Raw genomic sequence first — 26,937 nt, 5'->3', positions numbered from 1 at the left:
AGGCCGCCATGGGACAGGGGGCCTAACGGCCCGGGTCCCGCTCCGCCGGGCGTGCCTACCCTGGCGGTAGGAGGTCGACCGGCGCAGGTCGAAGGAGGTGCGCCGTGACGGTCCGCACACCGATGACACTCGCCGCCGTCGAGTCGGAGGCGGGCCTGCGTGCCGCGCTCGCGTTGTCGCCGGCGCAGGTGATCTCGCAGATCGTGGCCTCAGGGATGCGCGGTCGCGGCGGTGCCGGGTTCCCGACGGGCCGCAAGTGGGGGCTCGCCGCAGAGGCACCAGCCCCCCTGGGCCGTCGCTACGTGGTCTGCAACGCCGACGAGGGCGAGCCTGGGACCTTCAAGGACCGTGTCCTGCTCGCGGAGCACGCCGACCTGGTGCTCGCAGGCATGACGATCGCCGGGTACGCGATCGGTGCAGCCGACGGCGTCGTGTACCTGCGCGCCGAGTACGTGTACCTGCGCGATGCGCTCCTCGACGCCCTCCGGGAACGCCGGGAGCAGGGACTCCTCGGCCCCGAGGTGGCCCCCGGGTTCGACTTCGACATCCGCGTGCACATGGGCGCCGGTGCCTACGTGTGCGGGGAGGAGAGCGCCCTGCTGGAGAGCCTCGAAGGCCGACGGGGCGAACCGCGCGACCGGCCGCCGTACCCGGCGGTGCGGGGGCTGCACGGCGCACCGACGGTGGTCAACAACGTGGAGACCTTCGCCTGGGTGACCGCGGTGCTGGCGCGAGGGCCCGACTGGTTCGCGGCCATCGGCACCCACCGGTCGACCGGTCCGAAGCTGCTGAGCGTCTCAGGTGACGTCGCCCGACCAGGTGTGTACGAGTTCCCCCTCGGGGTGCCGATCGCCGAGGTGCTGCGCGCCGCCGGAGGGACCGACGCGAAGGCGGTCGTCGTGGGCGGGGCCGCGGGCACCTGCGTCCCGGCGACCCAGTTCGGGCGAACCATCAGCTATGAGGACGTCGCCACGGGCGGCGCGTTCATCGTGCTCGGGCCCGACCGCGACCTGCTGGACGTCGCAGAGAACATCGCCGAGTTCTTCGCGGACGAGTCGTGCGGGCAGTGCGCGCCGTGCAGGCTCGGCACGGCGGCCCTCCGCGAAGGTGTGCGTCGGCTCCGTTCCGGTGCCTGCACCCGCGAGGACGTCGCACGCCTGCGCCGGCTCGGCGCGACCATGCGGCTCACGTCGAAGTGCGGGCTGGGCCAGGCGAGCCCGAAGGTGTTCCTGTCGCTCCTCGAGCACTTCCCGGCAGAGATGCGGGTCCCGGACGCGGGGGTCGCGGCACGGGTCTCTGACGCAACCGCTGTCGGCATCCCTCGCCACGGAGGTGAGTGACATGACCGCACCACGGGCACCGGCCGCCGGCGGCGTCATCACCGACCTGGTCGCCGTCGACATCGACGGGCGGCGCCTCGTCGTCCCCGCCGGCACGACCGTCCTGGATGCGGCTGCCGCCGCGGACGTCCGGATCCCGACGTTGTGCCACCATCCGGACCTGCGCGACGTCGGCTCGTGCCGGCTGTGCGTCGTCGACGTCGAGGGGGAGCCGGGCCCTCAGGCGGCGTGTACCTACCCGGTCACCGACGGCATGCAGGTGCGGACCGACGGCGCTCAGGTCGTCGCCGCCCGCAGGGACGTGCTCGAGCTGCTGATGGGAGAGCACCCGGAGCCCTGCCCGGAGTGCGCACGGACAGGGGCCTGCGAGCTGCAGGTGCTCGCCACGGAGCACGGCGTCGGTCCCGTCCCTGAGCGGACCGCCCGTCCCGCTCCGCTCGTCGACCTGCTCGGACCCGCCGTGACGGTCGACCTCGACGCGTGCATCGGCTGCCTCCGGTGCGTCCGGACCTGCGCCGAGCTGCAGGACCTCGGGATCCTCGGGGTCGTGGGACGCGGCAGCTCCACGGCCGTCTCCACCTACCGGGGGCTCCCGCTGGCCGAGGTGAACTGCATCGCGTGCGGCCAGTGCATCAACCGCTGCCCCACGGGAGCGCTGCGCCCCGTCGACCGGTCGGCGGAGCTGTTCGCCGCGTTGGCCGACCCCGCCAAGCACGTCGTCATCCAGACCGCGCCGTCGCCCCGCGCCGCCATCGGTGAGGAGTTCGGACTCGAGCCGGGGACCCCGCTGACCTGGCAGCTGAACACCGCGTTGCGCCGCCTCGGGTTCGACAAGGTCTTCGACACCAGCTTCGCGGCAGACCTGACCGTCCTGGAGGAGGGCGCCGAGCTGCTGGTGAGGCTCTACGAGAACCTGGTGACGGGTGAGTCCACGCATCCGCTCCCGCTGCTCACCTCGTGCAGCCCCGGCTGGGTGAAGGACCTCGAGCACCGGGACCCGCAGCGACTCGGCCACCTGTCCTCCTGCCGGAGCCCGCAGCAGATGTTCGGCTCGCTCCTCAAGACCTGGTACGCCCAGCAGGAGCAGCTCGACCCGGCCGACATCATGTCCGTCTCCCTCATGCCGTGCACCGCGAAGAAGTTCGAGGCCACCCGCCCGGAGTTCACGCACGACGGCCGACCGGACGTCGACATGGCGCTCACCACGCGTGAGCTGGCCGCGATGATGCGCGCGCGGGGCATCGTGCCGATGGACCTGCCTCCCAGCGACTTCGACGAACCGTTCGGCACCGCCAGCGGTTCCGGTGTGATCTTCGGGGTGACTGGCGGTGTGATGGAGTCGGCGCTGCGGACCGTGATCGAGCTCGTCACGGGGCGCCCCGCGGAGGACTACTTCACGCATGCCGACATCACACCGGTGCGGGGGTTCGACGGCGTCCGGTCGCTCGAGGTGACGCTCGACCAGGTGGGGCCCGTGCCGCCGATCCTGGCCCACCTGCTGCCGGACCTGGAGTGGCTGCGGGGAGCCACGCTGCGGTGCGCCGTCGCCCACGGCACCGCCGTCGCCCACGAGGTCATGGAGGACCTCCGCGCCGGTGGGCGGTTCTCCACCTACCACTTCATCGAGGTCATGGCCTGCCCCGGCGGGTGCCTGGGTGGCGGCGGACAGCCCGTGCCGACGAATGCGCAGGTGCGGGCCGCCCGCGCGCGGGCGATCTACGCCGAGGACGCCGAGTACGGGGCGACGGGTCGCGCGCGCAAGAGTCACGAGAACCCGGCGGTCCTGCGGCTCTACCGCGAGGTGCTCGCCGAAGGGCCGTGCGGGCCCACGAGCCACCGGCTGCTCCACACCAGGTACACGGCACGCGGGACCCGCATCGGGACGGGGAGGTGATCACGGTGACGACCCCACCGCTCGCCGACCCGGGACTCGTGGCGGACATCGACGCGCTCGTGGCCGAGCACGGTCGTGACCGCGGTGCGCTCCTGCCGGTGCTCCACCAGCTCCGTCGACGTCACGGCACGATCAGCGACGCGGCGATGCAGGTCGTCGCCGACCGCCTGGGCGTGCCACCCGTCGAGGTGCTCGGGGTCGTCACGTTCTACTCGTTCCTGCGGGGCGGGCCCGCGCGGCACACGGTGCGGGTGTGCCGCACGTTGTCGTGCGAGCTCGCCGGCGCGGCGGCCGTGTGGACCCGGCTCGAGGACGAGCTGCGCGTGCCCGCCGGGACGGCCACACCGGACGGTGCCGTCGTCATCGAGCGGGTGCACTGCATCGGCCGGTGCGACCACGCACCGGCGCTGCTCGTCGACGACCATGCCATCGACGGCGTCACCCCGGCCGGTGCCGCCGCGCTCGTAGCGGGGCTGCGCGAGCAGGCCTCCGCGGCGGGAGACCGACCCGACGACGGTGCGCGGACGAGATGACCGCGGGCCTCGCCGCGGCCATGCTGGCGGCGGTCCTCTACGGCATCACCCCGGTGTGCGCCCGCCGAGCGATCCGGCTCGTCGGGTACGTCCGGGCGAACGCCGGTCGGCTCGCGCTCGCGGCGGCGGTGATGGCGGTGCCGGCGTTCGCCCTTGGGCGGGCGTCGGCCGACCGGTCCGCGATGTTCGCCCTCGCCGGAGCGGTGGGGTTCGGCCTGGGCGGGCTCGGCGTCTTCCGCGCACTGTCCCTGGCCGGTGCGCCGCTCACCTCGCTGGTGGTCGAGACGGTCGCGGCGCTCACCGCCGGTGTGCTCGCCTGGGTGTGGTTCGCGGACGCCCTGACCCTGGCCGAGCTGGTGTGCGGCCTGGTGGTCCTCGCAGGCGTGGTGCTCGGGCTGCTCCCGTACACGCACGGTCAGGCGCACTCGCGCCGGGTCGGGCGCGGCGTGGTGCTCGCGCTCGCCGCCGGCATCGCCCAGGCGGTGAGCGTGGTGATCAGCCGGGAGTCGCTGCTCGCGCTCCAGGAGTCCGCGGTGCAGCGCATGCCCGTGGCGGGTCGGTTCGACGTGGTGAGCTCGGCCGCGTTCGACCGCCTCGTCGGCGGCGTGGCCGTCGCCCTCGTGGCCCTCGCCGTGGTGCGTGTCGTGCCGGGCAGGCTGACCTCCGGTGGGGGCGGGGACGTCGCACGCTCGAGCGAGCGGGGGAGGCTGGGCGACGCGCTGCCCGACCGTGCCGCGTTCTGGATCAGCGCGAACGCCCTCCTGGGACCCGTGCTCGGTGTGACGGCGATGGTCTGGGCACTCCAGACCCTCCAACCGGGTCTCGCCCAGGCCGTCGCGGCGACCGCACCGCTCGTCACCATCCCGGTCGCACGCTCGCTCGACGGCGACCGGCCCCCTCCCGGCTACTGGGCGGGCGCGACGGTGGCCGTCGCGGGCCTCGTGGTCCTCGCGCTGGTGCGGGCCTGATCGGCTGGCCGCCGGTCCACAGACGCCACAGGTGAAGGCGCAGGTGCGGTACACATGGCTGAGCGCCGCCTCTGCGACCGTCAGCGTCCCCGGACCCAGAGGCGTCGGACGCGCAGTGCGAGCGGAGCACCGAGCGTCACGGCGACCGCGGCCAACGCCACCATCTCCGCGACCTCGTGGGCCGCCGCAGTCAGGACGAGCAAGAGCCAGAACCACAGCACGCCGGTGGTGACGAGCGAGAGCAGGCACCGGCGATCCGCAGGGCTCAGTGATCCCGTGGGCCAGGTGGTGCTGACGCCGGTTCCACCCGGAACGCTGCGATGAAGCGCCCAGGCTGAGCGCCAGTGGAACCACACGAGTACGAGGAACAGGGCCCCCAGGGGGAGGGCAACCAGGCTGACCCCGCCGACGCCGAACATGACCGCCGGGGTTCCGACGAACAGCAGGGTGAGCCCCATCAGCCCGTAGGTGACCTGCCCGCGGAGCGAGACGACGGCGTTGCCCAGGTCGAGGCTGCGCTCACGCCGAGCGGCCGCACCCATGGCCTCGCCAGCGCCGGACTCGACCAGGACGACGTCGGTGTCCCGCGTCGGCGCCCCGTGCAGCACCCGCTGTGACGTCAGCGCGGCGGCGACCCCGGCGAGAGTGAAGGTCGTCGCACTCAGCCACGGGGGCGCGCCGGCGAGGGCCAGGCCCAGAGAACTGACACCTCCGACCAGAGCCAGCAGCAACAGCAGGGTGCGCCCAGACCGCGGGGTCACTGAGCGTTTCCCTGCACGATCTCTCCCTGGAGGTTGCCGCCGTGGCATGTCCACAGTGTGCCGCGCCGTCTGCGTCGGCGAGCGCTCCCGCGATCCTTCAACTCGACCGCTCCTTGCTGAAGGATCGACCCTGAGCCTTCAGTAGCGAGCGGAAACTGCGACGGCCAAGGATCCACGACGCCATGGCCGCACAATGCCGAGCTCGACCTTGCGACTGGATCAGTCGCCCGTGCCGCCGATGCGCACCAGCCCCGACTGGTAGGCGGCGACCACCAGCTGGGCCCGGTCGCGCAGATCGAGCTTGGCCATGGACCGGTTCACGTGGGTCTTGACGGTCAGCGGCGAGATGACCAGCCGTTCGGCGATCTCGTCGTTGGTGAGGCCCTCGGCGACCAGGGCGACGATCTCGCGCTCGCGGTCGGTGAGCTGGCCGAGCTGAGCGGGGGCGGCGGCGGAGGTCGCACGGCTGGGTTGGGCCAGGAAGCTGGAGATGAGTGAGCGGGTCGCGGCGGGGGAGAGCAGGGCCTCGCCAGCGGCCACCAGGCGGATGGCGTCGAGCAGGTCGTCGGGGTCGACGCCCTTGCCGAGGAACCCGCTGGCCCCGGCGCGCAGGGCCAGGTAGACGTACTCGTCGAGCTCGAACGTGGTCAGCACCAGGACCTTCACACCGGCCAGGTCCTCGTCGGCGCTGATGCGCCGGGTGGCCTCCAGCCCGTCGACGCCGGGCATGCGGATGTCCATGAGCACCACGTCGGCGCGCGCGGAGCGGGCCAGGGCGACGGCCTCCTCACCGGTGGAGGCCTCCGCGACGACGGTGAGGTCGTCGGCGCTGTCGACGAGCACGCGGAACCCGGCACGGATCAGGGCCTGGTCGTCGGCGATGAGCACGCGGACGGTCATCGGTCCTCCTCGGTGAGCGGTAGGTCGGCGGCGACGCGGAACCCGCCGTCGGGGGTGGGGCCGACGTCGAGCGTGCCACCGGCAGCCAGGACGCGTTCGCGCATGCCGACGAGCCCGAGCCCCGAGCCGAGTGGCTCCGCTGCGGTGTCGGAGGTGCCGCGGGGGCGCCCGGCGGGAGCGGCGTTGGTCACGGTGACCGTCACGCGGTCGTCCGCCGGGGTGATGCGCACCGTGGTCGCGGCGCCCGTCGCGTGCTTCTGCACGTTGGTCAGGGCCTCCTGCACCAGCCGGTACGCGGCGCTGCCTGCCGCGAGGCTCAAGGCAGGCAGGGCGGTCGGGGTCTCGACGTCGACGGGGGTGCCCAGGGACCGGGCGGTGGCGACGAGGTCGTCCAGGTCTGACAGGCCCGGGGCGGGTGCGGTGGGCAGCGCCGTCTCGTCCTGGCGCAGCACCCCCAGCACGGATTGCAGCTCACCCAGCACGGACCGGGCCGAACCGCGCACGTGGTGCAGGGCTGCGCGCGCACCGGCAGGGTCGCGCTCGAGCAGGTGCTCGGCGACGCCGGACTGCACGCTGATCACCGCCACGTGGTGGGCGATCACGTCGTGCAGCTCGCGCGCGATCCGCACCCGGTCCTCGGCCACGCGGCGACGGGCCGTCTCCTCACGGGTCTCCTCGGCGCGCAGGGCCCGTTCCGTCAACGCGACCATGGTCGCCCTGCGGCCCTCGACGGCCACCCCGGCGGCCGTCGCCAACCACAGCCACAGCACCACGTCGAGGCGCGCCCACTCCCCGTCGCGCAGACCCCCGACGAGCACGGACACCACGCCCAGCACCACCGAGGTGATCGTCGCCGCCCGTAGCGACCGGTCGCGGGGGCGGCTGCGCGCGTACCCGAACATCGCGAACGTCACGGCCACCTGCGCCAGGTTGACCTTCCAGTCGCCGAGCATCGCCGCCAGGCTCGCCGCCGCCGTGATGGCCAGCACCGCCTCGGGGAGCTGCCGCACGCGGGTCAGTGCCAGCGCGCACACCACGGTGACGGCGACGTCCACGGCCGTCAGCTGCAGGTCGACGCCCTGCTCGTGCCGCATCCGGCCGGCCAGCAGCGCAGGGACGAGCAGGAACGTCAGGCCCAGCCCGAGGCCGAAGAGCGTGTCCACGAGGGACGGGCGTCGCCGCAGCTGCTCGGCCCACGCCCGTCCCGCGATCATGACCGCCACCCTACGGACCCGCTCACACGTCGCGGCGGACGATGGACACGACGGCCCCGACGAGTGCGGCGACGACCCAGGCGGCGAGCACCACGGCTCCGGCCCCCACCCCGAGCACCTCGGACCCGGCACCCTGCACGACCGTGAACGCCGAGGCGGCCGAGCTCGGCAGGTACGACAGGATCGGGTCCCAGCTGTCGGGCAGCAGCACCCCGGCCAGCGGGGGCAGCACCACGACCGCGGCGACCACGGCACCAATGGCCCCGGCGACGCTGCGCAGCAGCACGCCCAGGCCCAGACCGATCAGGCCGACCGCCGTGATGTACGCGGCCATGCCCAGCACCTGACGCAGCACGCCGTCGTCCGTCAGCGCGACCGTGGCGGCGTCCCCGCCGGACAGCACGGCCATACCGACCGCGAAGGCCCCCAGCACCCCGATCACCGAGGTGATCAGCGACACCGCCCCGAACACGGTGGCCTTGGCGGCCACGACCTGCCAGCGCCGGGGCACCGCCGCGACGGTCGCCGCGATCATCCGCGAGCCGTACTCGCGGGCGCCGGCCAGCGCCCCGAGGATGCCCATGAGCAGCACGGCGAAGTTCGCGCCCAGCAGGACCGTCGAGACCGGGTCGACCCCACCGAACCCGCCGTCACCGCCCCCGTCGGGGGACGCCACGGACCCGGTCGACACGGCTGCGGCGATCGCACCGAACCCGACCAGCACCAGCAGTGCCGAGCCGAGCCCGATCCAGCTGGACCGCAGGGTGCGCAGCTTGACCCACTCGGAGCGGATCGCGGTGCCCAAGCCCTGCGGGCGGACGGTCGTCGCGTCGCCCGGACGTGCGGCGGTGTCGAGGTCCGGCAGGGGGCGCTCGAGCGTGGTGGTCATCAGGCGGCCCTCCGGGAGGCGTCGGTCGAGGTGGACGAGGTCGTGCGTGCCTGGCGTCGGACGGTGCCCGTGTACTCGACGGCGTCACGCGTGAGCTCCAGGTACGCCGTCTCCAACGAGGTGGTCTGCGTGGCCAGGCCGTGGATCCGCAACCCGTGCGCCGCGGCAAGGTCGCCGATGGTCTCCGCCGGCACGCCCCGGACCTCCAGGTGCCCGGCCTGCGAGGACGACACGACCACGTCCGGTCCGACGATCAGCGGCGCCAGCGCGCCCGCATCGGGTGAGGTCACCGCCACCACACCGGGTGAGGACGCCGCGATGAACTCGTCCATCGCCGTGTCCGCCAGGATCCGCCCCTGACCGATGACCAGCAGGTGCTCGGCGACCAGCTCCATCTCGCTCATCAGGTGCGAGGACAGCAGCACCGTGCGCCCCTGCGCCGCCAGCTCGCTCAGCAGCGTCCGGATCCACTGGATGCCGTCCAGGTCCAACCCGTTGACCGGCTCGTCGAGGATCAGCACGCCCGGGTCGGCGAGCAGTGCGGCCGCCAGACCCAGGCGCTGACCCATGCCCAGGGAGAACGTGCCCGCGGACTTGCCGGCCACCTCGCTCAGCCCCACCGTGCCCAGCACCTCGTCGACCCGGCGCGGCCCGATGCCGACCGTGGCACCCAGGGCGAGCAGGTGGTTACGGGCCGAGCGCCCCTTGTCGACGCCCTTGGCGTCCAGCAGCGCGCCGACCTCGGCCAGGGGCGCCGGTGCGCTCACGTACGGACGCCCGTTGACCAGCGCGACCCCCGAGGTGGGTCGGTCCAGGCCCACGATGGCCCGCATCGTCGTGGACTTCCCGGCACCGTTGGGACCGAGGAACCCGGTCACCACACCCGGTCGCACGACGGCGCTGATGGCGTCGACGGCCGTCTTGTCCCCGTACCGCTTGGTCAGCTCCCGCAGCTCGATCATGGTCGTCCTTCGTCTCGTCGATGGCGTGCGACCAGCCTCGCGAACCGGCCGCCGCACGTCGTCGTCCGGGCGCACGGACCTGCCGGTACTGCGACGGCAGTACGACGAGCACGGCGTGGCGTGCGGGCATCGGCTGTTCGCCGGTCACGGTGCTCCGTATCGTGGGAACGTGAGCCAGCTGCACGAGCGAGTCCGCGACGCCCGGCAGAGGGCTGGGCTCAGCCAGGGCGAGCTGGCACGCCAGGCGGGCGTGCACCCCACCTACATCTCGCACGTCGAGAGCGGACGGCGTTCCCTGGGGGACGACGCCCTGACCCGCATCGCGCAGATCCTGGGCGTCCCGGCGGCGTTCCTGCGGGACGGCGAGGCCGCCCCGGGGTACCGCAGCGCGCAGGACGCCCTCGTGGAGGCGCGAGGACTCGTCCGTGCCGGTGACGCGAGGGCCGCCGTCCAGGTGCTCGACGTCGTGGACGTCTCCGAGCTGGACGTCGACGGTGCCGCCCGGGTCGGGCTGGCGTACGCCGAAGCGCTTGACGTGGCCGGTGACCTGGACGCCTCGATCGACGTGCTGGAACGGGTGTGCACGAAGCTGCTCGAGGCGCACCGCTACCAGCAGGGCGCCTACGCGGCCATGCGCATCGTCATGGCGCTGACCGAGGCGGCCGACCTGCACCGCGCGGTGGGTCGCGGCGAGGAGCTGCTCGCGCTGCTGCCCCCCGAGGTGATGGCCACCGACGAGGTCGTCCGCCTGGAGTCCACGATCATCTGGGCGTACATCGCCCGCGGCGACGTGACCTACGCGCGCTACCGTGGCAGTCGCCTGCTGGAACGCACGCGCGCCCACGGCTCACGCCGGGCGCTGTCGTCCGTGCACTGGAACCTGGCGTTCGTCGACGAGGCCCTCGGCCAGCCCGACTCCGCCCTGGCGCAGCTCGAGGCCGCCATCGCGCTCGCCGGCGAGGACGAGGTCGACCGTGACCTTCCCCGCCTGCGCCTCGACCGTGCGTTCCTGCTCGTCGCCGTCGAACCGCCCCGCCCCCAGGAGGCCCTGGCCGACCTGGACGCAGCCCGCACTGCGCTCGAGATCAGCGAGTCCCAGGTCGAGCTGGCCCGTGCCGCGTCCGTGCGCTCGCGGGCGTGGCTGCAGCTGGGTGACTCCGAGGCCGCCGCACGGTACGCCGTCGAGGCCGTCGACCTGCTGCGCGACGGGGTCCGCCGCGACGCCGCCTCGGCCCACGAGGTCCTCGGCGATGCGCTGCTGGCCCAGATGTCACCCACGGAGGCCGTCAAGGAGTACCGGTCCGCCGCGGACCTGCTCGACATGATCGCCTCGGGCCGGTCCGCCGCGACCCTGTGGCGACGCATCGGCGACCGTCTGCGGGTCGCCGGTGACGACGACGAGCGGGTCGCGGAGGCCTACAGCCGTGCGCTGGCCGCCGCGGGAATCCGCGGGACCCTGCCGCCGCTGTCGCGCGGCCGCTCCTGACGGGCACTGACGGGCACTGGTGTCCCTCGGGCAGGTGACCGGATACCCCGGACGGGCGCTTGTCTGGTCGGGTGTCGTGTGCGTCATTGCGCCCCAGACACCGGGCCGAGACGATGCTTGCGTGCCGGAAAGACCGGTGCATCCTGTGAAAGGTCGTCTCCCGTGAAGAAGCTCAGCATCGCCCTCGCCATCGCCCTCGCCGCCGTCACCGGCCTCGCGGGCGCCTCTGCCGCCTCGGCCGACGTCGCCGCACCCTGCTGCAAGGTCATCACGATCGTCGCTCTCTGATCCCCGCCTGACGCGTCGCCGCACCCGGACAGGGGGCGGGTCATGCGCCGGCGACCGTCAGCCCGGGCGGGACAGGCACCACCTCCGTCGTGCCCGGGCTGACACACGCCGCGGTCGGCCCCGGTTCACCCGGTGCGCTGTGGCTCCACGACCGACCCCTCGTCCGGCATCCCCGAGGAGCGGTCGATCGTCTCGCCGTGCCGCCGGTGCTCCCGGAAGTCGCGGAACACCATCGGCACACCGCGCGCCACGGTCAGGTCGGCGCTGTCCATCACCTGCACGTGCACGTGCGGCTGCGTCGAGTTGCCCGAGCTGCCGCACTCGGCCACCTGCTGGCCGACCTCGACCCGGTCACCGACCCGCACCCGGGACGAACCGGCGCGCAGGTGCGCCAACGCCACGAACGTGCCGCTGACGTCGTCCCGCACGATCACGTGGTTGCCCGCCACGGCGGTCACCCCCTGCCGCAGCCGGGCCGCCTGACCCAGCGCGTACGGCACCAGCACCAGCTGCGAACGTCGCGCCGCATGGTCGGGCTCGCCGTCGTGGACCAGCACGACCACGCCGCACACCGGTGCCAGCAGAGGGCGGCCGTACGCCAGGAACCGCTCCGGCGGCTCGAGGGCCAGCACGGTCCGCCAGTCACGCACGGTCGAGGACCGACCGCGCTCGTCGACCGCGACGAAGTCGATCGCGAACCGCTGCCCGAGCACGTCCGCACCGTGGCTGGGCACCCGGCGGGCCGGGCTGTTCTGCGTCGACCAGCGGCCCGTGAACGGCAGGGCGAGGCCCGTCGGCGTCGTGGCCGTCGGGCTGCTCATCGGCACCCACCCGACCACGGACGCGAGTCGGCCGGGGCGCGCCCCGTGGCGTGCCATGGCACGGTGAGCCGATGAGCGCCGACCTCTCCCGCACCGCCCGACAGGTCAACGACCACCCCGCCACGACGGCCCTGGCCCGCATCGGCTACGTCGCCAGCGGCGTGCTGCACCTGACGTTGGCCCTGATCGTCGTGCAGGTCGCCTGGTTCGGGTCGACCGCCGACGCCGACCAGTCCGGGGCGCTGGCCGCACTGGCCGGCAGCCCGGGCGGACGCGTGGTGCTGTGGGTGGTGGCCGTCGGGTTCGCCGGTCTGGCGCTGTGGCAGGTGACCGAGACGATCGGCACCCGGGAGGGCGCCGGCGCCAGGGTCAAGGCCGCGGCCAAGGCCGTGCTGTACGCCGTGCTGGCATGGTCGGCGTTCCAGGTCACCCAGGGGGTGGCCACGTCGGGCAGCGCCCAGAGCCAGGACCTGACCGCCGAGATCATGGCGCGCCCCGGCGGGCGGGTCGCCGTGGCGGTCGTCGGCCTGGTGGTCGTGGGCGTCGGCGCGTACCACGTGCACAAGGGGTGGACCCGCGGGTTCCTGCGCGACCTGAGGCGCTCGCCGGGGCGCGCGGTGCAGGCCGCGGGCCGGCTGGGGTACGTGGCGAAGGGCGTCGCGCTGGGCATCGTGGGTGCCCTGTTCGTCGCGGCCGCCTGGCACGCGCAGCCGCAGGAGGCCGGTGGGCTCGACGCGGCGCTGCGCACCCTGGGCCGGCAGCCGTTCGGCACGGCGCTGCTGACGGTCGTGGCCGCCGGGCTGGCGGCGTACGGCGTGTACTCGTTCTTCCGGGCGCGGTACGCACGCACCTGAACCCGGGGTCGGCAGCACGGCGCTCAGGTCGGCTTCCCGGCCACGCGGACCAGCAGCGCACCCGGGCGCACCCGGCACTCCAGCCGCCGGTGCACCCCGATCGGGTCGCCGTCGAGCTGGGTGGCCGTCGGTCGGTCGGCCACCACCCGGAACGCCGCGCCCTGCAGCCGGGCGAGCTGCCGGTTGCCCCGGCCCCGGGTGAGCACGGTCGCGATCGTCCGCGCCCAGCCGAACGGACCACGCGGCGAGACCACCGCGACGTCGAGCAGGCCGTCGTCGAGACTCGCCTCCGGCAGCAGCTCGATCCCGCCCTGCAACCGCCCGGAGTTGCCGATCAGCACGGCCCGGACGTGGCGCCGCACGGTCGTGCCGTGCTCGGGCTGCACGTGCGCCGTGAACCCGCGGCCCGCTGCCGCCCGCAGGCCCGAGAGCACGTACGCCGGCCAGCCCAGCACTCCCTTGAGCCGCTCGTCGGTGCCGCTCATCGTCTCGGCGTCCAGGCCCATGCCGGCCATGACCAGGAACACGTGCTCGTCGGATGCGCCGTCCGCGCGCAGCGCCCCCACGTCGATCCGGGCGGTCCGCCCCGTCAGCGCCAGCTCGACGGCCGCCTCCAGGTCGTCCGGGGCCAGCTCCAGCGCCCGGGCCAGCAGGTTCCCCGTACCCGCGGGCAGCAACCCGAGGGGCACCTCGCCCCCGGCCAGCACCTCGGCCACCGCGCGCACCGTGCCGTCGCCCCCGAGCGCGCACACCAGGTCGACGCCCTCCGCGAGCGCCTCGCGGGCCTGCCCGCCGCCCGGGTCCTCCTCGGTCGTGTCGATCCACAGCGGGGTCGACCAGCCGTGCCGCGTGCACACCCGCTCCACGACCTGGCGTGTCGCGGCGGGGTCGTCGAGCTTGCTGGGGTTCGCCACGATCGCGGCGCGGTTCATCGGGCACCTCCGGTCGGGCTCACGGCGGAGGTGCCCGCGGTAGGTCCGGCCACCTCCGACGTCCCGGTCGCGGCGGGTGTGCGGCGCAGGTAGCCCCAGGCCAGCACCGTGCACACCAGGCCGTTGAGCACCCCCACGGCGACGTCGCTGAGGTGGTGCATGCCGCGGTACAGCCGCGAGTAGGCCACCAGTGCCGGCAGCACGAGCAGCACCACGGTGACGATGACGCGCAACCAGGTGCGTTCGATGCGGTGCGCCATGAGCGCCAGCGTCACGTACAGCGCCGTCGAGGCCCCCGAGTGGCCGCTGGGGAAGCTGGAGGTCGGCGGGGCGTCGTCGAGCCTCGGCACGTCCGGGCGGTCACGGCCGACGACGAGCGCGGCGAGCATGAACACCGCCGCCTGCGTGGCGACCGCGACGGCCGGCACGATCGCGTACCACCACTGCCGGGTGCGCCACCACACCACAGCACCGACGATCAGGCACAGGCCGATGACCGTCTCGGTGGTGCCCGCGTTGCTCCACCACAGCGTGACGGTGTCCATCGTCGCGGTGCGCTGCTCGACGAACCACTCGTTGAGGGCCAGCTCGCGGTCGCCGAACGCCGCCCACGGGCCGGTCAGCAGCAGCCCCACCCCGACGACCACGGCCCACAGCGCGACCGCCGGTGCCGCGACCCGGACCGCCAGGTCGCGTCCCACCTCGCGGCCCGTGGGGCGTGAGGGGTCGTCGGCGTAGCGGTCGAGCCAGCGGTGCAGGTCGGTCATCGGGGAACCTCCGTGAGGGCGGGGGGTGGGGTGGCGGTGCGGGTGGCCTCGGGGCGGTGCGACCAGCCTCGGTACCCCAGGTACGAGGCGATCACGAACCCGGTGCCGAGCAGCGTCCCCGCGATCACGTCCGAGGGGTAGTGCACGCCCAGGAGCACCCGGTCCGCCGCAGTCAGCACGGTCAGCCCGACCGCTGTCAGGACTGCCGCGACCCGCGCCGAACCGGTGCGCAGCACCGGCCACGCGAGCACCACGAGTGCCGTGGTCATGGCCGCGGTGTTCGTCGCGTGACCCGACGGGAACGAGTACCCCGGCGCGTTCGCCACGGGTTCGTCGAGCACGGGGCGGGCCCGCTGCACGAGCTCCTTGGCCACGTTGGCCACGACCCAGGCCGCCAGGATCGTGCTCAGCGCCCACCACGTGCGGGTGCGCCGGCCGGTCCGCCACCAGAACAGCAGGCACAGCGCGGCGACGGGCACGAACAGGCGCGAGGCGGCGAACGCCCACTGCCAGCCGAGCAGCACCGGTGCCAGCCCCGGGGTCGAGGCGGTCAGCTGGGTCGCCGCGGTCACCACCCGCTCGTCGAACCGGACCAGGGGCGGCCACTGCTCGCGCACCAGCAGGGCGAGGAGCAGGACGACGGCCGCGGTGCCCAGCGCCGCCAGGACCGCGCGGACCAGCCGCCGGGCTCGACTCGTGGGGGCGCTCATCCGCACCACCGTGCCACAGTGCTCACGACCGGGCCCGTCGGGGGAGTACGGGCGACGGCGGTCAGGGCCGGTGCAGCAGGTCCCGCAACGCCTCACCCAGCTCGGGGTGCCGGAACGTGAGACCGGCCTCGCGCAGGGTGGTGGACACGGCTCGTCGTCCGGTCAGCCCGAGGGCTGGGTCGGTCCGCAGCAGCACCGAACCGGCGCGCACGAGCCACGTCGGTGTCGGTGGTGCTGCCGGTCGGTGCAGCGTCGTCCGCAGGATGCGCATCAGCTCGTGGTTGCGGACCGGCTGCGGTGCCGTGGCCACGAGCACGCCGCGCGGTGGTGGCGCCGTCGGCAGCCCCAGCGGGTCGATGTCCCGGTCGGCGGCGCCGCCGGTGGGATCGGCACCGAGCCCGAGGCTCCAGTGCACGACCCGCAGCCAGTCGGCCACGTGGATCCAGCTGAACCACTGCTGCCCGCTGCCGACCCGGCCGCCCAGCCCGGCACGCGTGAGGCCGACGAGCCGGTCGAGGGCGGGGGTGCCGCGGTCGAGCACGATGCTGGTGCGCAGCACGACCTGCCGGTCCGTCCGGGCACCGGCCGCCGCGGCCTCCCACGCCCGAGCCACGTCCACCATCTGCGGGGGGCCGTCGCCGGGCGGGCTGGACTCCGTGACGAGGGCCTCGCCGGCGTCGCCGTGGATCGCCAGGGTGCTTGCCTGCACCCACACGCGCGGGGCGCGCCGCACCTGCTCGGCGGCCTCGACGAGCGCCCTGGTCGGGTCGACGCGCGACCGGGTCAGCAGGGCCACGTTCGCGGCGGTGGGGCGCCGGTCCACGAGCTCCCCGGCGAGGTTCACCACCGCGCTCCCGTCGAGCTCGTGCGCCCACGGCCCGGCGGTCGCACCGTCCCAGACGACCTGGCGGTACGGGCTCTGCCGCGGACGGCGGGTCAGGACCACGACGTCGTGCCCCGCGGACGCCAACGACCCGCACAGTGCGCGGCCGAGCGCGCCGGAGCCCCCTGCAACCACGACCTTCACGCTCCGGACGGTAGCCGCCCAGCCACGACCTCGCCGAAGAGACGTTCGTAGGCGTCCACCATGGTCGCCGCGGAGAACCGTGCGATCCCGTCCGCGCGGCACGCCGCCCGGTCGATCAGGTGCACCGAGGCGACCGCCCGGACGGCGTCGTCGATGCCGGTGACGAGGTGACCGGACAGGCCGGGACGGACGAGCTCGGGCATCGACCCGCGGGCGTACGCGACGACGGGCGTACCGGTGACCAGCGACTCGGCGACGGACAGTCCGAACGGCTCGTCGAACTCGATCAGGTGCAGCAGGGCGAGCGCCCCGCCCAGCAGGCGCTCCCGCTCGGGCGGCCCGACCGGCCCCAGGTAGCGCACGCGGTCGCCGTCGACGGCCGGGGCGACGGCTCTGCGGAAGTAGGCCTCGTCCTGCACGGGTCCGGCGATGACGAGGGGCAGCCCGGCACGGCGGGCCACCTCGATCGCCGTGGCGGTGCCCTTGTCGGGGTGGATGCGCCCGAGGAACAGCAGGTAGCCGCCCTGCCCGTCGCCGGCGCCGAACCGGTCGACCTCGATGCCGTGGTGGATCGTCGCCGCGTAGTGCAGGTCGGGGTGGCGGTCGGCGTCGGAGATCGACACGTAGTGCGCGACGTCGTCGTAGGCGCGGTACACCGGCACGATCCGCTCGGAGGAGAACCCGTGGACGGTGGTGACCACCGGCGTGCCGACCAGGCGGCTGAACACCAGCGGCAGGAAGTCGAACTGGTTGCTGATCACGTCGAACTGCGCGGCCCGCTCGAAGACGGCCGCGATGTGCAGGGCCTCGGACACCTTGGCGTCGACCGTGGGGTCCTCCTCGTACCCGGCTGGTGCCTGCGCGTGCAGGTGCGCCGAGGTCGTGGAGTCGGCCGTGGCGAACAGCGTGACGTCGTGGCCGCGGGCCACGAGCCCCTCGGTGAGCGTGGCGGCGACCTGTTCCCACGGGCCGTAGTCGAGGGGTGGGACGCGATGGGCGATCGAGGCGAGCACGGCGACCTTGACGGTGACCTCCAGGGGTGGCGTCGGCGGGGGAGTGCGGGCGTCCTGTCCCGGGTCGGGCGCAGGGCGCACTGCTAGGGTGGCACTTCACCCGGCGTTCGGTCGTCCGTGCGCTCGAGGGTGACTCCCTGGCTGAGCGACCGCCTCCGGTGGCCTCCCTCCCTTCCGCGTACGGCAGCGCCTCGGCTGCACACAGGCACACGGAAGCAGGGCCCTCATGGCCGTCCGTCTTGGCTTTCTGTCCACCTACACCCCCACGCAGTGCGGGATCGCCACCTTCACGGCGGCGTTGGTCGCCCACATCCACGCCGGGGGCGACCAGGTCGGCGTGGTCCGGCTCGTCGACGAGCCGCAGCCGGAGTCCTGGCCCGTCGCGTTCGAGTGGGTCACCGGCCGGCCCGGTGACGCCGAGCACGTGGCGCGCGTCCTCGACGGGTACGACGTCGCGGTGATCCAGCACGAGTACGGCATCTTCGGCGGGACCGACGGTCAGGACGTGCTCGAGGTGGCCACGCGTCTGCACGTACCCCTGGTCACGGTGCTGCACACGGTGCTGACGCAGCCGACCGCGGGCCAGCACCGGGTGCTCGACCTGCTCGTCGAGGCCTCCGTCGCGGTGGTCACCATGACCGAGACCGCGCGGGACCGGCTGATCGCCGGCTGGGGTGTCGACCCCGAGCGGGTGCACGTCATCGCGCACGGCGCGGACGACAACCGGGCGCCGCAGCTGCGCCCGGCCGGGCCGCCGGCGACGCCCACCCGCCCCCCGACGGTCCTCACCTGGGGGCTGCTGTCGGAGGGCAAGGGCATCGAGTGGGCGCTGCTGGCCCTCGCCGAGCTGCGCGAACGCATTCCGCTGCCGGAGTACCAGGTCGTCGGGCAGACGCACCCGCGCGTGCTGGAACGCGAGGGGGAGGCCTACCGGGACCGGCTCTTGGCCATCACCCGTGACCTGTCGCTCACCGGGTCGGTGCACTTCGACGCCCGGTACCTGGCCGGACCCGAGCTGCGGCGTGTGGTGCGCGAGGCCGACGTCATCCTGCTGCCCTACGACTCCCTCGAGCAGGTGACGTCCGGCGTGCTGACCGAGGCCGTCGCCGCGGGCAAGCCCGTCATCTCCACCCGGTTCCCGCACGCCGTCGAGCTGCTCGCCGGGGGCGCGGGCCAGCTCGTGCCGCAGCGCGACGCCACTGCGATCGCCGACGCGCTCGAGCACGTGCTGCGCGGCGACGGCGTGGCGGCGCGCATGGCAGCGGTGTCGCAGAGCCTGGCGGAGCAGCTGCTGTGGCCCGCCGTGGCGGCGCAGTACAGCGCACTCGCCTCGTCCGTGCTGGTCGCCGCCACCCCGGTCGCCGCCACCCCCGTGGTCGGCTGATGCCGGGGGCCGTCCGGTTCGACCACCTGCAGGTGCTGACGACGTCGACCGGGCTGTACGAGCACGCCTCAGGGACGCGGCCGCGGGTCGAGCACGGCATGTGCGTGGACGACGTCGCGCGCGGCCTGGTCGTCACCGCGCGGGAGCAGGACCCCTCGGCGCAGGTGCGGGCGATGGCCGACACCTACCTGACGTTCCTGCTCGACGCGCAACGCCCCGACGGGACCATGCACAACCGGCGTTCGGCCGACGGCGCGTGGCTCGACGAGCCGTCCACCGACGACCACTGGGGTCGGGCGCTGTGGGCGTTGGGCACCGCGGTCGCGCACAGCCCCGACGCCGACCTGGTGGCCAGGGCGCAGGCGGGGGCCACCCGCGCGCTGCAGGCCCGGTCCGTGCACCCGCGCGCCATGGCCTACGCCGCGCTCGGTGCCGCCGAGCTGTTCGGCGCGCACACCGACGAGCTGGCCGCCCGCCGCCTGCTGCGCGACGTGCGCGCCGTGCTGCTGCCCGGCCGGCACGACAGGCCGTGGCCGTGGCCGTACGGGCGCCTCACCTACGCCAACGCCGTCCTGCCCGAGGCCATGGTCCGGGTCGCCGACGTGCTGCACGACACCGACCTGCGGGCCGACGGCCTGGCCCTGCTCACCTGGCTCGTGCAGGAGCAGACCCTCGACGGGCACGTGTCGGCGGTGCCCGCCGGCGGACGCTCACCCGGTGACCGCAGTCCCGCGTTCGACCAGCAGCCCATCGAGGTCGCCGCGCTCGCCGAAGCCGGGTGGACCGCCTACCGCTCCACCCACGACCCCCGGTGGGTGAGCCTGGTGACCCGCTGCGCGCAGTGGTTCACCGGTGACAACGACACCGGCCTGCCGATGCGCGACGCCACGACCGGGGGCGGGTACGACGGTCTGGAGCGCGGCTCGGTGAACCAGAACCAGGGCGCGGAGTCGACGCTGGCGTGGCTGTCCACGGCCCAGCTGGCCGCCCGTGCCACGTCGATCGACCAGGGAGCACCCGTGCACAGCGCACCGTCCGACGGCCCGGCGTGGGTACGTCGCACCGAGCACGTGCTGCGCCCGGACCCCGCCCGCACCGTCGACCTGCTGTTCCTTCCGGGCCAGGAGGCGGCCGCGTCGGGGGAGTCCCGCGCGACCCTCGTGCTCGAGCGCATCCGGGCGCTGTCCGACGCGCAGGTCGCCGACGAGCTGCGCGACCTGGCCGTCCGGTTCGGCGAGCGTCACGGCACGCTCACCCGCACCTGGCGGGCCGGTTACCGGCTCGTCGAGCACCGGCTCCCCGACGACGGCCCGCCGCTGTCCGCGGATCGCCAGCAGCTCGCCGGCGCGTACGTCACGCAGCAGTACGCCCTGGAGGGGTCGGCGCTGTGCAACCCGTCGATGGTCGAGCACCCCGACCAGAGCGGCACCGCGCCCGGCAGCACACGGTTCGTGCTGTCCCTGCGCGCCATCGGCGAGGGCCACCACTCGAGCGTCGAGTTCCGCACGGGCACCATCGACGCGGCCGACGTGCTGACCTTCGACGCCCCGCCCCGGGCCGTGCACCTCGCGGCCCCGCACACGGCACGCTTCTCACGCACGGCGTTCGCGCACCAGATCCACGACCTGCACGGCGACGACGCGTCCTCGGGCGTCGTGCTCGACGCGCTCGAGCCCGAGTTCGACCGGGAGGACCTGGCCCGCGCGCTCGCCCGCCTGCACGACCAGCAGCTCACCCGCGGTGGCGCCGCGGAGACCATCCGGCGGGTGGACCAGCTCGCCGAGCGCACCTACGCCGTGCGCTTCCCGCGGGAGTCGAGCCTGCAGGAGCGGGTCCTCATGCCCCGCGCGGCCGCGGAGAGCCGAGGCATGGAGGACGTGCGCCTCACCCGGTTCGACGAGCCCGGCGGCGTCCCGGAGTACCTGGGCACCTACACCGCCTACGACGGCCACCAGGTGTCCCTGCAGCTGCTGCGCACCCGCGACTTCCGCACGTTCACCTCGACCCCGCTGAGCGGACCGGGTGCCCGGAACAAGGGGCTGGCCCTGTTCCCCCGCCGTGTCGGGGGCCGAGGTCTGGCGCTGTCCCGCGCGGACCGGGAGAGCAACGCCGTCGCGGTCTCGGACGACCTGTCGCACTGGGAGGCCCCGCAGCTCGTCCAGGGTCCGGTGCAGCCCTGGGAGCTCGTGCAGCTGGGCAACTGCGGCTCGCCGATCGAGACCGAGCGCGGCTGGGTCGTGCTCACGCACGGCGTCGGGCCGATGCGGACGTACAGCATCGGCGCGATGCTGCTCGACCTGGACGACCCCACGCGGATGCTCGGACGACTGACGCGCCCGCTGCTGGCCCCGGTCGGCGACGAGAGGACCGGGTACGTGCCCGACGTCGTCTACTCGTGCGGGGCGATGCGCCACGGGCGCACCCTCGTGCTGCCCTACGGGTGCGCCGACACCCGCACCCGGATCGCCCTGGTCGACCTCGACGCGCTGCTCGAGGAGCTGCTCGACCCGGCGGTGACGGCATGAGCGCCACGACCGCCGTGCCCCGCGCCGAGTTCTTCGTCGCCGCCACCCAGCACAAGCCGTGGGGTCGCGAGTCGCTGTTCGCCGCCGGCGAGCAGGGGTACGTCGGCAAGCTGATCGAGGTCGGCGCCGGCCAGTCGCTGAGCCTGCAGCTGCACCTCGAGAAGGACGAGACGATCAGTGTCATCTCCGGCGCGGCGACGTTCGAGCACGGACCCGCGGAGGACCAGCTGACCGCCCGCACGCTTCGCCCCGGCGACACCGTGCACATCCCGGCGACCGTCGTGCACCGCATCACGGCTCTCACGGACCTGCTGTTCGCGGAGGCCTCGACCGCGGCGCCCGGCTGGCGCGAGGACGTCGTCCGGCTCGCCGACCGGTACGGACGCACCGGCACCACCCACCCGTGAGGCGCTGACGCACGACCGCCCCCGCGGTCCCGTGCGTCAGGGGACCACCGTGACGGGCCAGCGGGCCTTGCGCACCAGCCGCACGGCCAGCGATCCGGCGATCCGGTGCCCGAGGCTGGTGGAGGAGCCGACGACCAGGCTGTCCGCGCGCACCTCACGGGCCACCTGCGAGAGCACGCCGAACGGGTCGCCCGTGCGCACCACCAGCTCGCTGCGGGTGCCGTGGGCGGCGGCCTGCTGCTGCATCTCGCGCAGCATGGCCTCCGTGCGGTCCTGCTCGGTGAGGGCAGCGGCCTGGCCGGCTCCGGTGGTGTCCATCATCGCGCCGATGCCACCGCCCGGGCTGCGGGCGTACACGAACACGAGCCGGGCGCCCTGACGTCGGGCGGTCCCCACGGCGTAGGCCGCGGCGCGCATCGAGGTGTCCGAGCCGTCGACCCCCACCACGATCGACGCACGCCCGTCGTGGCGGTCGGACGCGCCCTGCTCGTCGTTCATCGACCGGTCCTGCCGCGGGCGCACGTCCCGGGGCTGGTGTCGCAGCAGGCGCCGGGGGTGCGGGGCAGGGTGGTCGTCGGCAACGTCGCCATGCCCGAAGTATCCCGCCTCGCCGAGCGCCGGTGTCGTAGGGTCACGGGCACCACGTCCGGAAGGAGCCGGTGATGACCGTCGGTCAGGGTCCCCGTCACCCGCGCGCAGCCCAGGCGGACGCGCTCGACGAGGCGTTCGGCGTCCCCGGGCCGGCGCACCCGGACGGCGAGGGGGCCGCGATCGGTGACTGCGGCTGGTACCGCGAGGGGCGGCGCCGCGGGTCGCGGTTGTCGCTGGCGGACGCCGCGCAGGCCGCCCGGGAGGGTGACGGGTTCGTGTGGGTCGGCCTGCAGGACCCTTCCGACGACGACATCGCCGAGGTCGCGGCCCGGTTCGCCCTGCCGACCCTCGCGGTCGAGGACGCCGTGCACGCCCACCAGCGACCCAAGCTGGAGCTCGACGGCGATGTCGTGTTCGTGGTGCTCAAGCCGATCCGGTACGTCGACCACGTCGAGGTGGTGGACGTCGCCGAGCTGGCGTTCTTCCTGGGCCCCACGTTCGTGGTCACGGTGCGGCACGGTGAGTGCGACGTCCTGGCGCGGGTGCGCGCCGAGCTGGAGGCCGGTCTGGAGTCCCCACGCGACGGGTTCGGCCCTGCCGGGGTGCTGTACCGGGCGGCGGACCTGGTCGCGGACGGGTACGAGCAGGCCCTGCAGCTGATCAACGAGGACGTCGACGAGATCGAGGCGCTCGTGTTCGGCCCCGGTGCGGACGACCACGCCGAGCGCATCTACAAGCTGAAGAGCGAGGTCGCCGAGTTCCGCCGGGCGGTGCTGCCTTTGGTGCGCCCGTTGGAGCGGCTCGCGGCGGGCGGTGTGCCGCACGTGCCGTCGGCTGCCGAGCCGTACTTCCGTGACGTGCACGACCACGTGCTGCGGGCGGCGGACGGCGTGGAGCTGGCCGACCGGCAGCTCAGCGACGTGCTGCAGGCCAACACGGCCCGGGTCACCACCGGTCAGAGCAAGGTGGCGCTGCGGCAGAACGAGGACATGCGCAAGATCTCGGCGTGGGCGGCGATCGCCCTGGTCCCGACGGCTGTCGCGGGTGTCTACGGCATGAACTTCGACCACATGCCCGAGCTGCGCTGGCGGTACGGGTACTTCGTGGTGCTGGGCGTGATCGCCGCGACGTGCCTGGGTCTGCACCGGTTGTTCCGCCGCAACGGCTGGCTGTAGCCGCCTCAGGCGTCGAGGTCCCACTCGTGGACCTGCTCGATCGCGGTGCGCAGGGTGGCGACGGCCTCGTCACGGTTGACCCGGGCGAGCAGCAGGCCGGCGACGGTCAGCGAGGTGACCTGCCGGGCACGGCGGGTGAGCCGGGCGTCGGACGCCGAGGGGTAGCGGGCGACGAGAGCGCTGCGGAACGCGTCGGTGAGCTCGGCGCGGTAGTCGTCGACGACGTGCTGCAGGTCGGTGTCGTGGGAGGAGACACCGGCCGCGCAGGTGAGCAGCAGGCACCCGCGGCGCGGGGAGTCGGCGGGGAGGGTGCCGACGGTGTCGATCAGACCGCGCATGTACGTGACGATCGCCTCAGGTTGTACGGGTGCGGTGACGAGCACCTGCAGCCGGGGGCGGACGACGGTCTCGAGGTAGTCCTGCACGGCCGCGTCGAACAGTCCGCGCTTGCTGCCGAACGCGTGGTAGATGCTCGAGCGCGACAGGCCGGTGGCCTGTTCCAGGTCGGGCAGGGAGGTGCCCTCGAGTCCGCGGTTCCAGAAGGCGTCGCGGGCGGCCTGCACGACCTCGGTCGTGTCGAAGCCCTGGTGTCGGCCCATGGTGTCGGTCACCTCGCACTTTGTGAACAGTTCGGTCTACTATAGCGACAGTTGTGGACCGTTCGGTGCACAACCTCTCGCGAAAGGCCGCCGACATGATCACCACCGGACTCGTCCTCACGGGCGTCGCCGCCCTGATCCACGTGTACATCTTCACGATGGAGTCCTTGACATGGACGTCGCCGCGCACCCGTGCGACGTTCGGCACCACGGCGGAGGGGGCTGCGGCGACGCGCGAGATGGCCTACAACCAAGGTTTCTCCAACCTGTTCCTCGCGGTGCTGGTGGTCGTCGGCACGGTGCTGGTGACGGTCGGGCAGCAGGCGGTGGGTCTGACCCTGGTGCTCGCGGGTGCGGGCTCGATGGTGGCGGCAGGGCTCGTGCTGATCACCTCCTCGCCCAGCAAGGCACGGGCCGCGCTCGTGCAGCTCGTCCCGCCCGCCCTGGGTGTTGCTGCCCTGGTGGTCGCGCTCCTGGCCTAATGAGAACGAGTCGCATTCTCTGATACGGTCGGCGACGCACGCCCCGACGCGTGCGCCCGCCCACCGGAAAGGAGCGGGTCCGGGCCCCTGCGCGCCCGGACCCCGACGACCCATGCGCCCCACGCCCCGCCTCGCCCGCCCCCACCGACGACCCACGCTGCTCGGACTCGGCCTGGCCGTGCCCCTCGCGCTGCTGACCGCCTGCGCCTCGGGCGCCCCGGCCGCAGACACCACCGCCGGCACCCGGGGCACCGCCGAGACCCCCGGCGCCACCGCGGCCACCGAGGCCGCCGCGGCCACCCCTCGGCTCGCGCTGACCTACGACGGCGGCATCCTCGTGCTGGACGCCACGACGCTGGAGACCCTCGCGGACCTGCCCCTCGACGGCTTCACCCGGCTCAACGCCGCCGGCGACGACCGGCACCTGCTCGTGTCCACCACCGGCGGGTTCCAGGCACTCGACCTCGGCGCCTGGGGAGAGCCCCACGGCGACCACGCCCACTACTGGACGGCGGAGCCGCAGCTCACCGACGTCCTGCACCCGGCCGAAGAACCCGGGCACGTGGTCGTGCACGACGGACGCACCGCCCTGTTCGACGACGGCACCGGCCACGTCGTGGTGCTCGACTCCACCCATGTCGCCGACCCCGACGACAGCCAGGCCGACGCACGCGAGCTGACCACCCCGAGCGCCCACCACGGTGTGGCCGTCGAGCTCACCGACGGCACGCTCGTCGTCACCGAGGGCACCCATGACGCCCGCACAGGCATCCGCGTGCTCGACGCCCACGACCAGGAGATCGCCTCCACGGACGCCTGCCCCGGCGTGCACGGGGAGTCGGTCGCCGCCGACGAAGCCGTCGTCATCGGCTGCGAGGACGGGGCACTGGTGGTGACGGACGGCCAGATCACCAAGGTCGCCAGCCCCGACGCCTACGGCCGCATCGGCAATCAGTCCGGCACGCCGGTCTCGCCGATCATCCTCGGCGACTACAAGTCCGACCCCGAGGCCGAGCTCGAGCGGCCCGTGCGCGTCTCCCTGATCGACACCCGCACCGCGGCGCTCACCCTGGTCGACCTGCCCTCCTCGTACTCGTTCCGTTCGCTGGGCCGCGGCGAGGACGGCGAGGCGCTGGTGCTCGGCACCGACGGATCGCTGCACGTCATCGACCCGGTGACCGCGACCCTGACCCGCTCGATCCCCGTGGTGAGCCCCTGGCAGGAGCCGCTGGTCTGGCAGGAGCCGCGCCCGACGCTGTTCGTCATGGACGGCACCGCCTACATCACCGAACCGGCCACCAGCACCCTCTACGCCGTCGACGTGCAGACCGGGGAGATCTGGAACAGCGTCCGGCTGGCCCAGGTCCCCAACGAGCTCAACGGGGTCGGCGGCGACATCGCCGAGGGTGCCGAGCACACCGAACAGACCGAGCACACCGAACAGACCGAGCACACCGAGCACGAGGACTGAGCCGGTGCCGCCACGCGTCGCGGCCACCACGTCAGTCGCCGCGCTCGTGGCGGGCCTGGTCGCCTGCGCGCCCGCCACGCACGACGACCGACCCACCGTGGTCGTCTCCTTCTACCCGTTGCAGTACGTCGTGGAGCAGATCGCCGGAGAGCGTGTCCTCGTCGACACGCTCACACCCCCGGGCGCCGACCCGCACTCGCTCGAGCTGTCCCCGGCACGGGTGGCGGACCTCGCCGAGGCCGACCTGGTCGTCTACCTGTCCGGGTTCCAGGCCGCCACCGACCAGGCGGTGGCCTCGGCGCAGCCCGACCACGTGGTCGACGCGGCCGCCGTGCTTCCCGCCGCGGCGCACGGCGAGGCCTCGGCCGCCGACCCGCACCTGTGGCTCGACCCGACGCTGCTGGCGGCTGTCGGGCAGCAGGTGGCCGCGGCGCTCGCGACCGTCGACCCCGAGCACGCTGCCGAGCACGCACAGGGGGAGCGGGCGCTGACGGCGCAGCTGGACGCCCTCGACGCCGACTACCGGTCGGGTCTGGCCACCTGCGCGGGCGCCACGCTCGTCACGGCGCACGAGGCGTTCGGCCACCTCGCGCGGCGTTACGGGCTGGTGCAGGTGGGGCTCGCGGGGGTCGACCCCGAGGTGGAGCCGTCGCCGGCGCGCCTGCGGCAGGTCGCCGAGGTGGTCCGGGAGCACGGGGTGCGCACCCTGTACTTCGAGACCACGGCGGCGCCGGGCGTCACCCGGACCCTCGCCGAGGACCTCGGGGTCGAAGCAGCCGTGCTCGACCCGCTCGAGACCCGCCCGGCGCTCGCCGCCGCCGCGGAGGACTACGAGGAGGTCATGCGAGGCAACCTAGAGGCCCTGCGGGCAGGGCTGCGATGCGGGTGAAAATCCGTGCATGCTGTGACGAATCTGTGAGCGCGAACATCCCGATCGAGGCGAA

At 73.9% G+C, this 26,937-nt stretch carries 27 protein-coding genes; 14 read left to right on the top strand and 13 right to left on the bottom strand.

The features are described from left to right. Positions 1 to 104: 104 nt before the first annotated feature. The 4 genes from ACTHAM_RS04365 to ACTHAM_RS04350 are packed head-to-tail and all read left to right on the top strand — an operon-like array spanning position 105 to position 4,735. On the top strand, positions 105 to 1,340 hold the full coding sequence (locus ACTHAM_RS04365; RefSeq protein WP_440684732.1) for a complex I 51 kDa subunit family protein: 1,236 nt from the start codon (positions 105 to 107) through the stop codon (positions 1,338 to 1,340). A gap of 1 nt (position 1,341) precedes the next feature. After that, positions 1,342 to 3,234 (top strand): [FeFe] hydrogenase, group A, encoded by a 1,893-nt coding sequence (locus ACTHAM_RS04360; RefSeq protein ID WP_440684730.1) that lies wholly within the window; start codon positions 1,342 to 1,344, stop codon positions 3,232 to 3,234. Positions 3,235 to 3,239: 5 nt separating this feature from the next. After that, positions 3,240 to 3,767, top strand: a complete 528-nt coding sequence (locus ACTHAM_RS04355; protein ID WP_440684728.1) for an NADH-quinone oxidoreductase subunit NuoE family protein — start codon at positions 3,240 to 3,242, stop codon at positions 3,765 to 3,767. Further along, positions 3,764 to 4,735 (top strand): EamA family transporter, encoded by a 972-nt coding sequence (locus ACTHAM_RS04350; protein WP_440684726.1) that lies wholly within the window; start codon positions 3,764 to 3,766, stop codon positions 4,733 to 4,735. The genes ACTHAM_RS04355 and ACTHAM_RS04350 overlap by 4 nt, the downstream gene beginning before the upstream one ends. Positions 4,736 to 4,815: 80 nt before the next feature. Here the strand turns inward: ACTHAM_RS04350 and ACTHAM_RS04345 are convergent, their stop codons facing one another. The 5 genes from ACTHAM_RS04345 to ACTHAM_RS04325 all read right to left on the bottom strand — a co-directional run bounded on the left by ACTHAM_RS04345 (position 4,816) and on the right by ACTHAM_RS04325 (position 9,461). Beyond that, complete coding sequence (locus ACTHAM_RS04345; protein WP_440684724.1) at positions 4,816 to 5,496, bottom strand: hypothetical protein; 681 nt, start codon at positions 5,494 to 5,496, stop codon at positions 4,816 to 4,818. 219 nt (positions 5,497 to 5,715) lie between these two features. Beyond that, positions 5,716 to 6,396 carry a response regulator gene (locus tag ACTHAM_RS04340; protein WP_440684722.1) on the bottom strand — a complete coding sequence of 227 codons (681 nt, stop codon included), beginning with the start codon at positions 6,394 to 6,396 and terminating at the stop codon, positions 5,716 to 5,718. Further along, the gene (locus ACTHAM_RS04335) at positions 6,393 to 7,610 is read right to left on the bottom strand and encodes a sensor histidine kinase (protein ID WP_440684720.1); all 1,218 of its coding nucleotides are present in this window, start codon (positions 7,608 to 7,610) and stop codon (positions 6,393 to 6,395) included. Before ACTHAM_RS04335 ends, ACTHAM_RS04340 begins: the two co-directional genes overlap by 4 nt. A 22-nt stretch (positions 7,611 to 7,632) precedes the next feature. After that, positions 7,633 to 8,499, bottom strand: coding sequence for a hypothetical protein (locus ACTHAM_RS04330; protein WP_440684718.1), 867 nt, complete (start codon positions 8,497 to 8,499; stop codon positions 7,633 to 7,635). Continuing rightward, the gene (locus tag ACTHAM_RS04325) at positions 8,499 to 9,461 is read right to left on the bottom strand and encodes an ATP-binding cassette domain-containing protein (RefSeq protein WP_440684716.1); all 963 of its coding nucleotides are present in this window, start codon (positions 9,459 to 9,461) and stop codon (positions 8,499 to 8,501) included. Before ACTHAM_RS04325 ends, ACTHAM_RS04330 begins: the two co-directional genes overlap by 1 nt. Positions 9,462 to 9,630: 169 nt before the next feature. On the opposite strand from ACTHAM_RS04325, the gene ACTHAM_RS04320 reads away from it, so the two are divergent. Both ACTHAM_RS04320 and ACTHAM_RS04315 read left to right on the top strand, forming a co-directional pair. Then, a complete protein-coding gene (locus tag ACTHAM_RS04320) occupies positions 9,631 to 10,947 on the top strand; it encodes a helix-turn-helix domain-containing protein (protein WP_440684714.1) in 1,317 nt (438 codons plus the stop codon). 162 nt (positions 10,948 to 11,109) lie between these two features. Beyond that, complete coding sequence (locus ACTHAM_RS04315; protein WP_440684712.1) at positions 11,110 to 11,235, top strand: hypothetical protein; 126 nt, start codon at positions 11,110 to 11,112, stop codon at positions 11,233 to 11,235. A 125-nt stretch (positions 11,236 to 11,360) separates the two neighbouring features. Here the strand turns inward: ACTHAM_RS04315 and ACTHAM_RS04310 are convergent, their stop codons facing one another. Beyond that, the gene (locus ACTHAM_RS04310; RefSeq protein WP_440684710.1) at positions 11,361 to 12,056 is read right to left on the bottom strand and encodes a M23 family metallopeptidase; all 696 of its coding nucleotides are present in this window, start codon (positions 12,054 to 12,056) and stop codon (positions 11,361 to 11,363) included. A 71-nt stretch (positions 12,057 to 12,127) separates the two neighbouring features. Here ACTHAM_RS04310 and ACTHAM_RS04305 point away from each other — a divergent pair, with 71 nt between their 5' ends. Beyond that, complete coding sequence (locus tag ACTHAM_RS04305; protein ID WP_440684708.1) at positions 12,128 to 12,910, top strand: DUF1206 domain-containing protein; 783 nt, start codon at positions 12,128 to 12,130, stop codon at positions 12,908 to 12,910. Between the two features lie 23 nt (positions 12,911 to 12,933). On the opposite strand, the gene ACTHAM_RS04300 is transcribed toward ACTHAM_RS04305, so the two are convergent. The 5 genes from ACTHAM_RS04300 to ACTHAM_RS04280 all read right to left on the bottom strand — a co-directional run bounded on the left by ACTHAM_RS04300 (position 12,934) and on the right by ACTHAM_RS04280 (position 17,440). Then, positions 12,934 to 13,842, bottom strand: a complete 909-nt coding sequence (locus ACTHAM_RS04300) for a diacylglycerol/lipid kinase family protein (RefSeq protein ID WP_440684706.1) — start codon at positions 13,840 to 13,842, stop codon at positions 12,934 to 12,936. Continuing rightward, positions 13,839 to 14,609, bottom strand: coding sequence for a phosphatase PAP2 family protein (locus tag ACTHAM_RS04295; RefSeq protein WP_440684704.1), 771 nt, complete (start codon positions 14,607 to 14,609; stop codon positions 13,839 to 13,841). Before ACTHAM_RS04295 ends, ACTHAM_RS04300 begins: the two co-directional genes overlap by 4 nt. Further along, positions 14,606 to 15,319: a phosphatase PAP2 family protein gene (locus tag ACTHAM_RS04290; RefSeq protein WP_440684701.1), complete on the bottom strand. Its 714-nt coding sequence runs from the start codon at positions 15,317 to 15,319 to the stop codon at positions 14,606 to 14,608. Before ACTHAM_RS04290 ends, ACTHAM_RS04295 begins: the two co-directional genes overlap by 4 nt. Positions 15,320 to 15,380: 61 nt before the next feature. After that, positions 15,381 to 16,346 (bottom strand): epimerase, encoded by a 966-nt coding sequence (locus tag ACTHAM_RS04285; protein WP_440684699.1) that lies wholly within the window; start codon positions 16,344 to 16,346, stop codon positions 15,381 to 15,383. After that, on the bottom strand, positions 16,343 to 17,440 hold the full coding sequence (locus tag ACTHAM_RS04280; RefSeq protein ID WP_440684697.1) for a glycosyltransferase family 4 protein: 1,098 nt from the start codon (positions 17,438 to 17,440) through the stop codon (positions 16,343 to 16,345). Before ACTHAM_RS04280 ends, ACTHAM_RS04285 begins: the two co-directional genes overlap by 4 nt. A gap of 145 nt (positions 17,441 to 17,585) precedes the next feature. Between ACTHAM_RS04280 and ACTHAM_RS04275 the strand changes: the two genes are divergently transcribed. From ACTHAM_RS04275 to ACTHAM_RS04265, 3 genes are read left to right on the top strand one after another with little or no spacing between them, the layout of a single operon-like run. Beyond that, positions 17,586 to 18,743: a glycosyltransferase gene (locus tag ACTHAM_RS04275; RefSeq protein WP_440684695.1), complete on the top strand. Its 1,158-nt coding sequence runs from the start codon at positions 17,586 to 17,588 to the stop codon at positions 18,741 to 18,743. Further along, a complete protein-coding gene (locus tag ACTHAM_RS04270; RefSeq protein WP_440684693.1) occupies positions 18,743 to 21,268 on the top strand; it encodes a hypothetical protein in 2,526 nt (841 codons plus the stop codon). Before ACTHAM_RS04275 ends, ACTHAM_RS04270 begins: the two co-directional genes overlap by 1 nt. Continuing rightward, positions 21,265 to 21,675 (top strand): hypothetical protein, encoded by a 411-nt coding sequence (locus tag ACTHAM_RS04265; RefSeq protein WP_440684691.1) that lies wholly within the window; start codon positions 21,265 to 21,267, stop codon positions 21,673 to 21,675. Before ACTHAM_RS04270 ends, ACTHAM_RS04265 begins: the two co-directional genes overlap by 4 nt. Positions 21,676 to 21,711: 36 nt before the next feature. Here ACTHAM_RS04265 and ACTHAM_RS04260 read toward each other — a convergent pair whose 3' ends face one another. After that, positions 21,712 to 22,173, bottom strand: coding sequence for a universal stress protein (locus ACTHAM_RS04260; protein ID WP_440684689.1), 462 nt, complete (start codon positions 22,171 to 22,173; stop codon positions 21,712 to 21,714). Positions 22,174 to 22,337: 164 nt separating this feature from the next. On the opposite strand from ACTHAM_RS04260, the gene ACTHAM_RS04255 reads away from it, so the two are divergent. Continuing rightward, positions 22,338 to 23,441 carry a magnesium and cobalt transport protein CorA gene (locus ACTHAM_RS04255; protein ID WP_440684687.1) on the top strand — a complete coding sequence of 368 codons (1,104 nt, stop codon included), beginning with the start codon at positions 22,338 to 22,340 and terminating at the stop codon, positions 23,439 to 23,441. Positions 23,442 to 23,446: 5 nt separating this feature from the next. Here the strand turns inward: ACTHAM_RS04255 and ACTHAM_RS04250 are convergent, their stop codons facing one another. Further along, positions 23,447 to 24,052, bottom strand: coding sequence for a TetR/AcrR family transcriptional regulator (locus ACTHAM_RS04250; protein ID WP_440684685.1), 606 nt, complete (start codon positions 24,050 to 24,052; stop codon positions 23,447 to 23,449). 83 nt (positions 24,053 to 24,135) lie between these two features. On the opposite strand from ACTHAM_RS04250, the gene ACTHAM_RS04245 reads away from it, so the two are divergent. The 3 genes from ACTHAM_RS04245 (at position 24,136) to ACTHAM_RS04235 (ending at position 26,882) form a co-directional block, all read left to right on the top strand. Then, positions 24,136 to 24,522 carry a DUF1304 domain-containing protein gene (locus tag ACTHAM_RS04245; protein WP_440684683.1) on the top strand — a complete coding sequence of 129 codons (387 nt, stop codon included), beginning with the start codon at positions 24,136 to 24,138 and terminating at the stop codon, positions 24,520 to 24,522. A gap of 112 nt (positions 24,523 to 24,634) precedes the next feature. Beyond that, on the top strand, positions 24,635 to 25,993 hold the full coding sequence (gene aztD, locus ACTHAM_RS04240; RefSeq protein WP_440684681.1) for a zinc metallochaperone AztD: 1,359 nt from the start codon (positions 24,635 to 24,637) through the stop codon (positions 25,991 to 25,993). A gap of 4 nt (positions 25,994 to 25,997) precedes the next feature. Further along, positions 25,998 to 26,882 (top strand): metal ABC transporter substrate-binding protein, encoded by an 885-nt coding sequence (locus tag ACTHAM_RS04235; protein ID WP_440684679.1) that lies wholly within the window; start codon positions 25,998 to 26,000, stop codon positions 26,880 to 26,882. The last annotated feature ends 55 nt before the right edge of the window (positions 26,883 to 26,937 follow it).

Source organism: Cellulomonas soli (genome assembly GCF_052036975.1).
GTDB lineage: Bacteria > Actinomycetota > Actinomycetes > Actinomycetales > Cellulomonadaceae > Cellulomonas > Cellulomonas soli_A.
Note: the sequence above shows the minus strand (reverse complement) of the source record. Positions and strands in the feature narration are given on the sequence as shown.

Excerpts from the sequence above, each read along its gene's own strand:
- ACTHAM_RS04290 (WP_440684701.1), bottom strand. The coding sequence starts at position 15,319 with ATGAGCGCCCCCACGAGTCGAGCCCGGCGGCTGGTCCGCGCGGTCCTG.
- ACTHAM_RS04255 (WP_440684687.1), top strand. The coding sequence starts at position 22,338 with ATGACCGTCGGTCAGGGTCCCCGTCACCCGCGCGCAGCCCAGGCGGAC.
- ACTHAM_RS04305 (WP_440684708.1), top strand. The coding sequence starts at position 12,128 with ATGAGCGCCGACCTCTCCCGCACCGCCCGACAGGTCAACGACCACCCC.
- ACTHAM_RS04325 (WP_440684716.1), bottom strand. The coding sequence starts at position 9,461 with ATGATCGAGCTGCGGGAGCTGACCAAGCGGTACGGGGACAAGACGGCC.
- ACTHAM_RS04270 (WP_440684693.1), top strand. The coding sequence starts at position 18,743 with ATGCCGGGGGCCGTCCGGTTCGACCACCTGCAGGTGCTGACGACGTCG.
- ACTHAM_RS04330 (WP_440684718.1), bottom strand. The coding sequence starts at position 8,499 with ATGACCACCACGCTCGAGCGCCCCCTGCCGGACCTCGACACCGCCGCA.
- ACTHAM_RS04335 (WP_440684720.1), bottom strand. The coding sequence starts at position 7,610 with ATGATCGCGGGACGGGCGTGGGCCGAGCAGCTGCGGCGACGCCCGTCC.
- ACTHAM_RS04360 (WP_440684730.1), top strand. The coding sequence starts at position 1,342 with ATGACCGCACCACGGGCACCGGCCGCCGGCGGCGTCATCACCGACCTG.
- ACTHAM_RS04265 (WP_440684691.1), top strand. The coding sequence starts at position 21,265 with ATGAGCGCCACGACCGCCGTGCCCCGCGCCGAGTTCTTCGTCGCCGCC.
- ACTHAM_RS04295 (WP_440684704.1), bottom strand. The coding sequence starts at position 14,609 with ATGACCGACCTGCACCGCTGGCTCGACCGCTACGCCGACGACCCCTCA.
- ACTHAM_RS04300 (WP_440684706.1), bottom strand. The coding sequence starts at position 13,842 with ATGAACCGCGCCGCGATCGTGGCGAACCCCAGCAAGCTCGACGACCCC.
- aztD (WP_440684681.1), top strand. The coding sequence starts at position 24,635 with ATGCGCCCCACGCCCCGCCTCGCCCGCCCCCACCGACGACCCACGCTG.
- ACTHAM_RS04340 (WP_440684722.1), bottom strand. The coding sequence starts at position 6,396 with ATGACCGTCCGCGTGCTCATCGCCGACGACCAGGCCCTGATCCGTGCC.
- ACTHAM_RS04245 (WP_440684683.1), top strand. The coding sequence starts at position 24,136 with ATGATCACCACCGGACTCGTCCTCACGGGCGTCGCCGCCCTGATCCAC.
- ACTHAM_RS04350 (WP_440684726.1), top strand. The coding sequence starts at position 3,764 with ATGACCGCGGGCCTCGCCGCGGCCATGCTGGCGGCGGTCCTCTACGGC.
- ACTHAM_RS04310 (WP_440684710.1), bottom strand. The coding sequence starts at position 12,056 with ATGAGCAGCCCGACGGCCACGACGCCGACGGGCCTCGCCCTGCCGTTC.
- ACTHAM_RS04275 (WP_440684695.1), top strand. The coding sequence starts at position 17,586 with ATGGCCGTCCGTCTTGGCTTTCTGTCCACCTACACCCCCACGCAGTGC.
- ACTHAM_RS04260 (WP_440684689.1), bottom strand. The coding sequence starts at position 22,173 with ATGAACGACGAGCAGGGCGCGTCCGACCGCCACGACGGGCGTGCGTCG.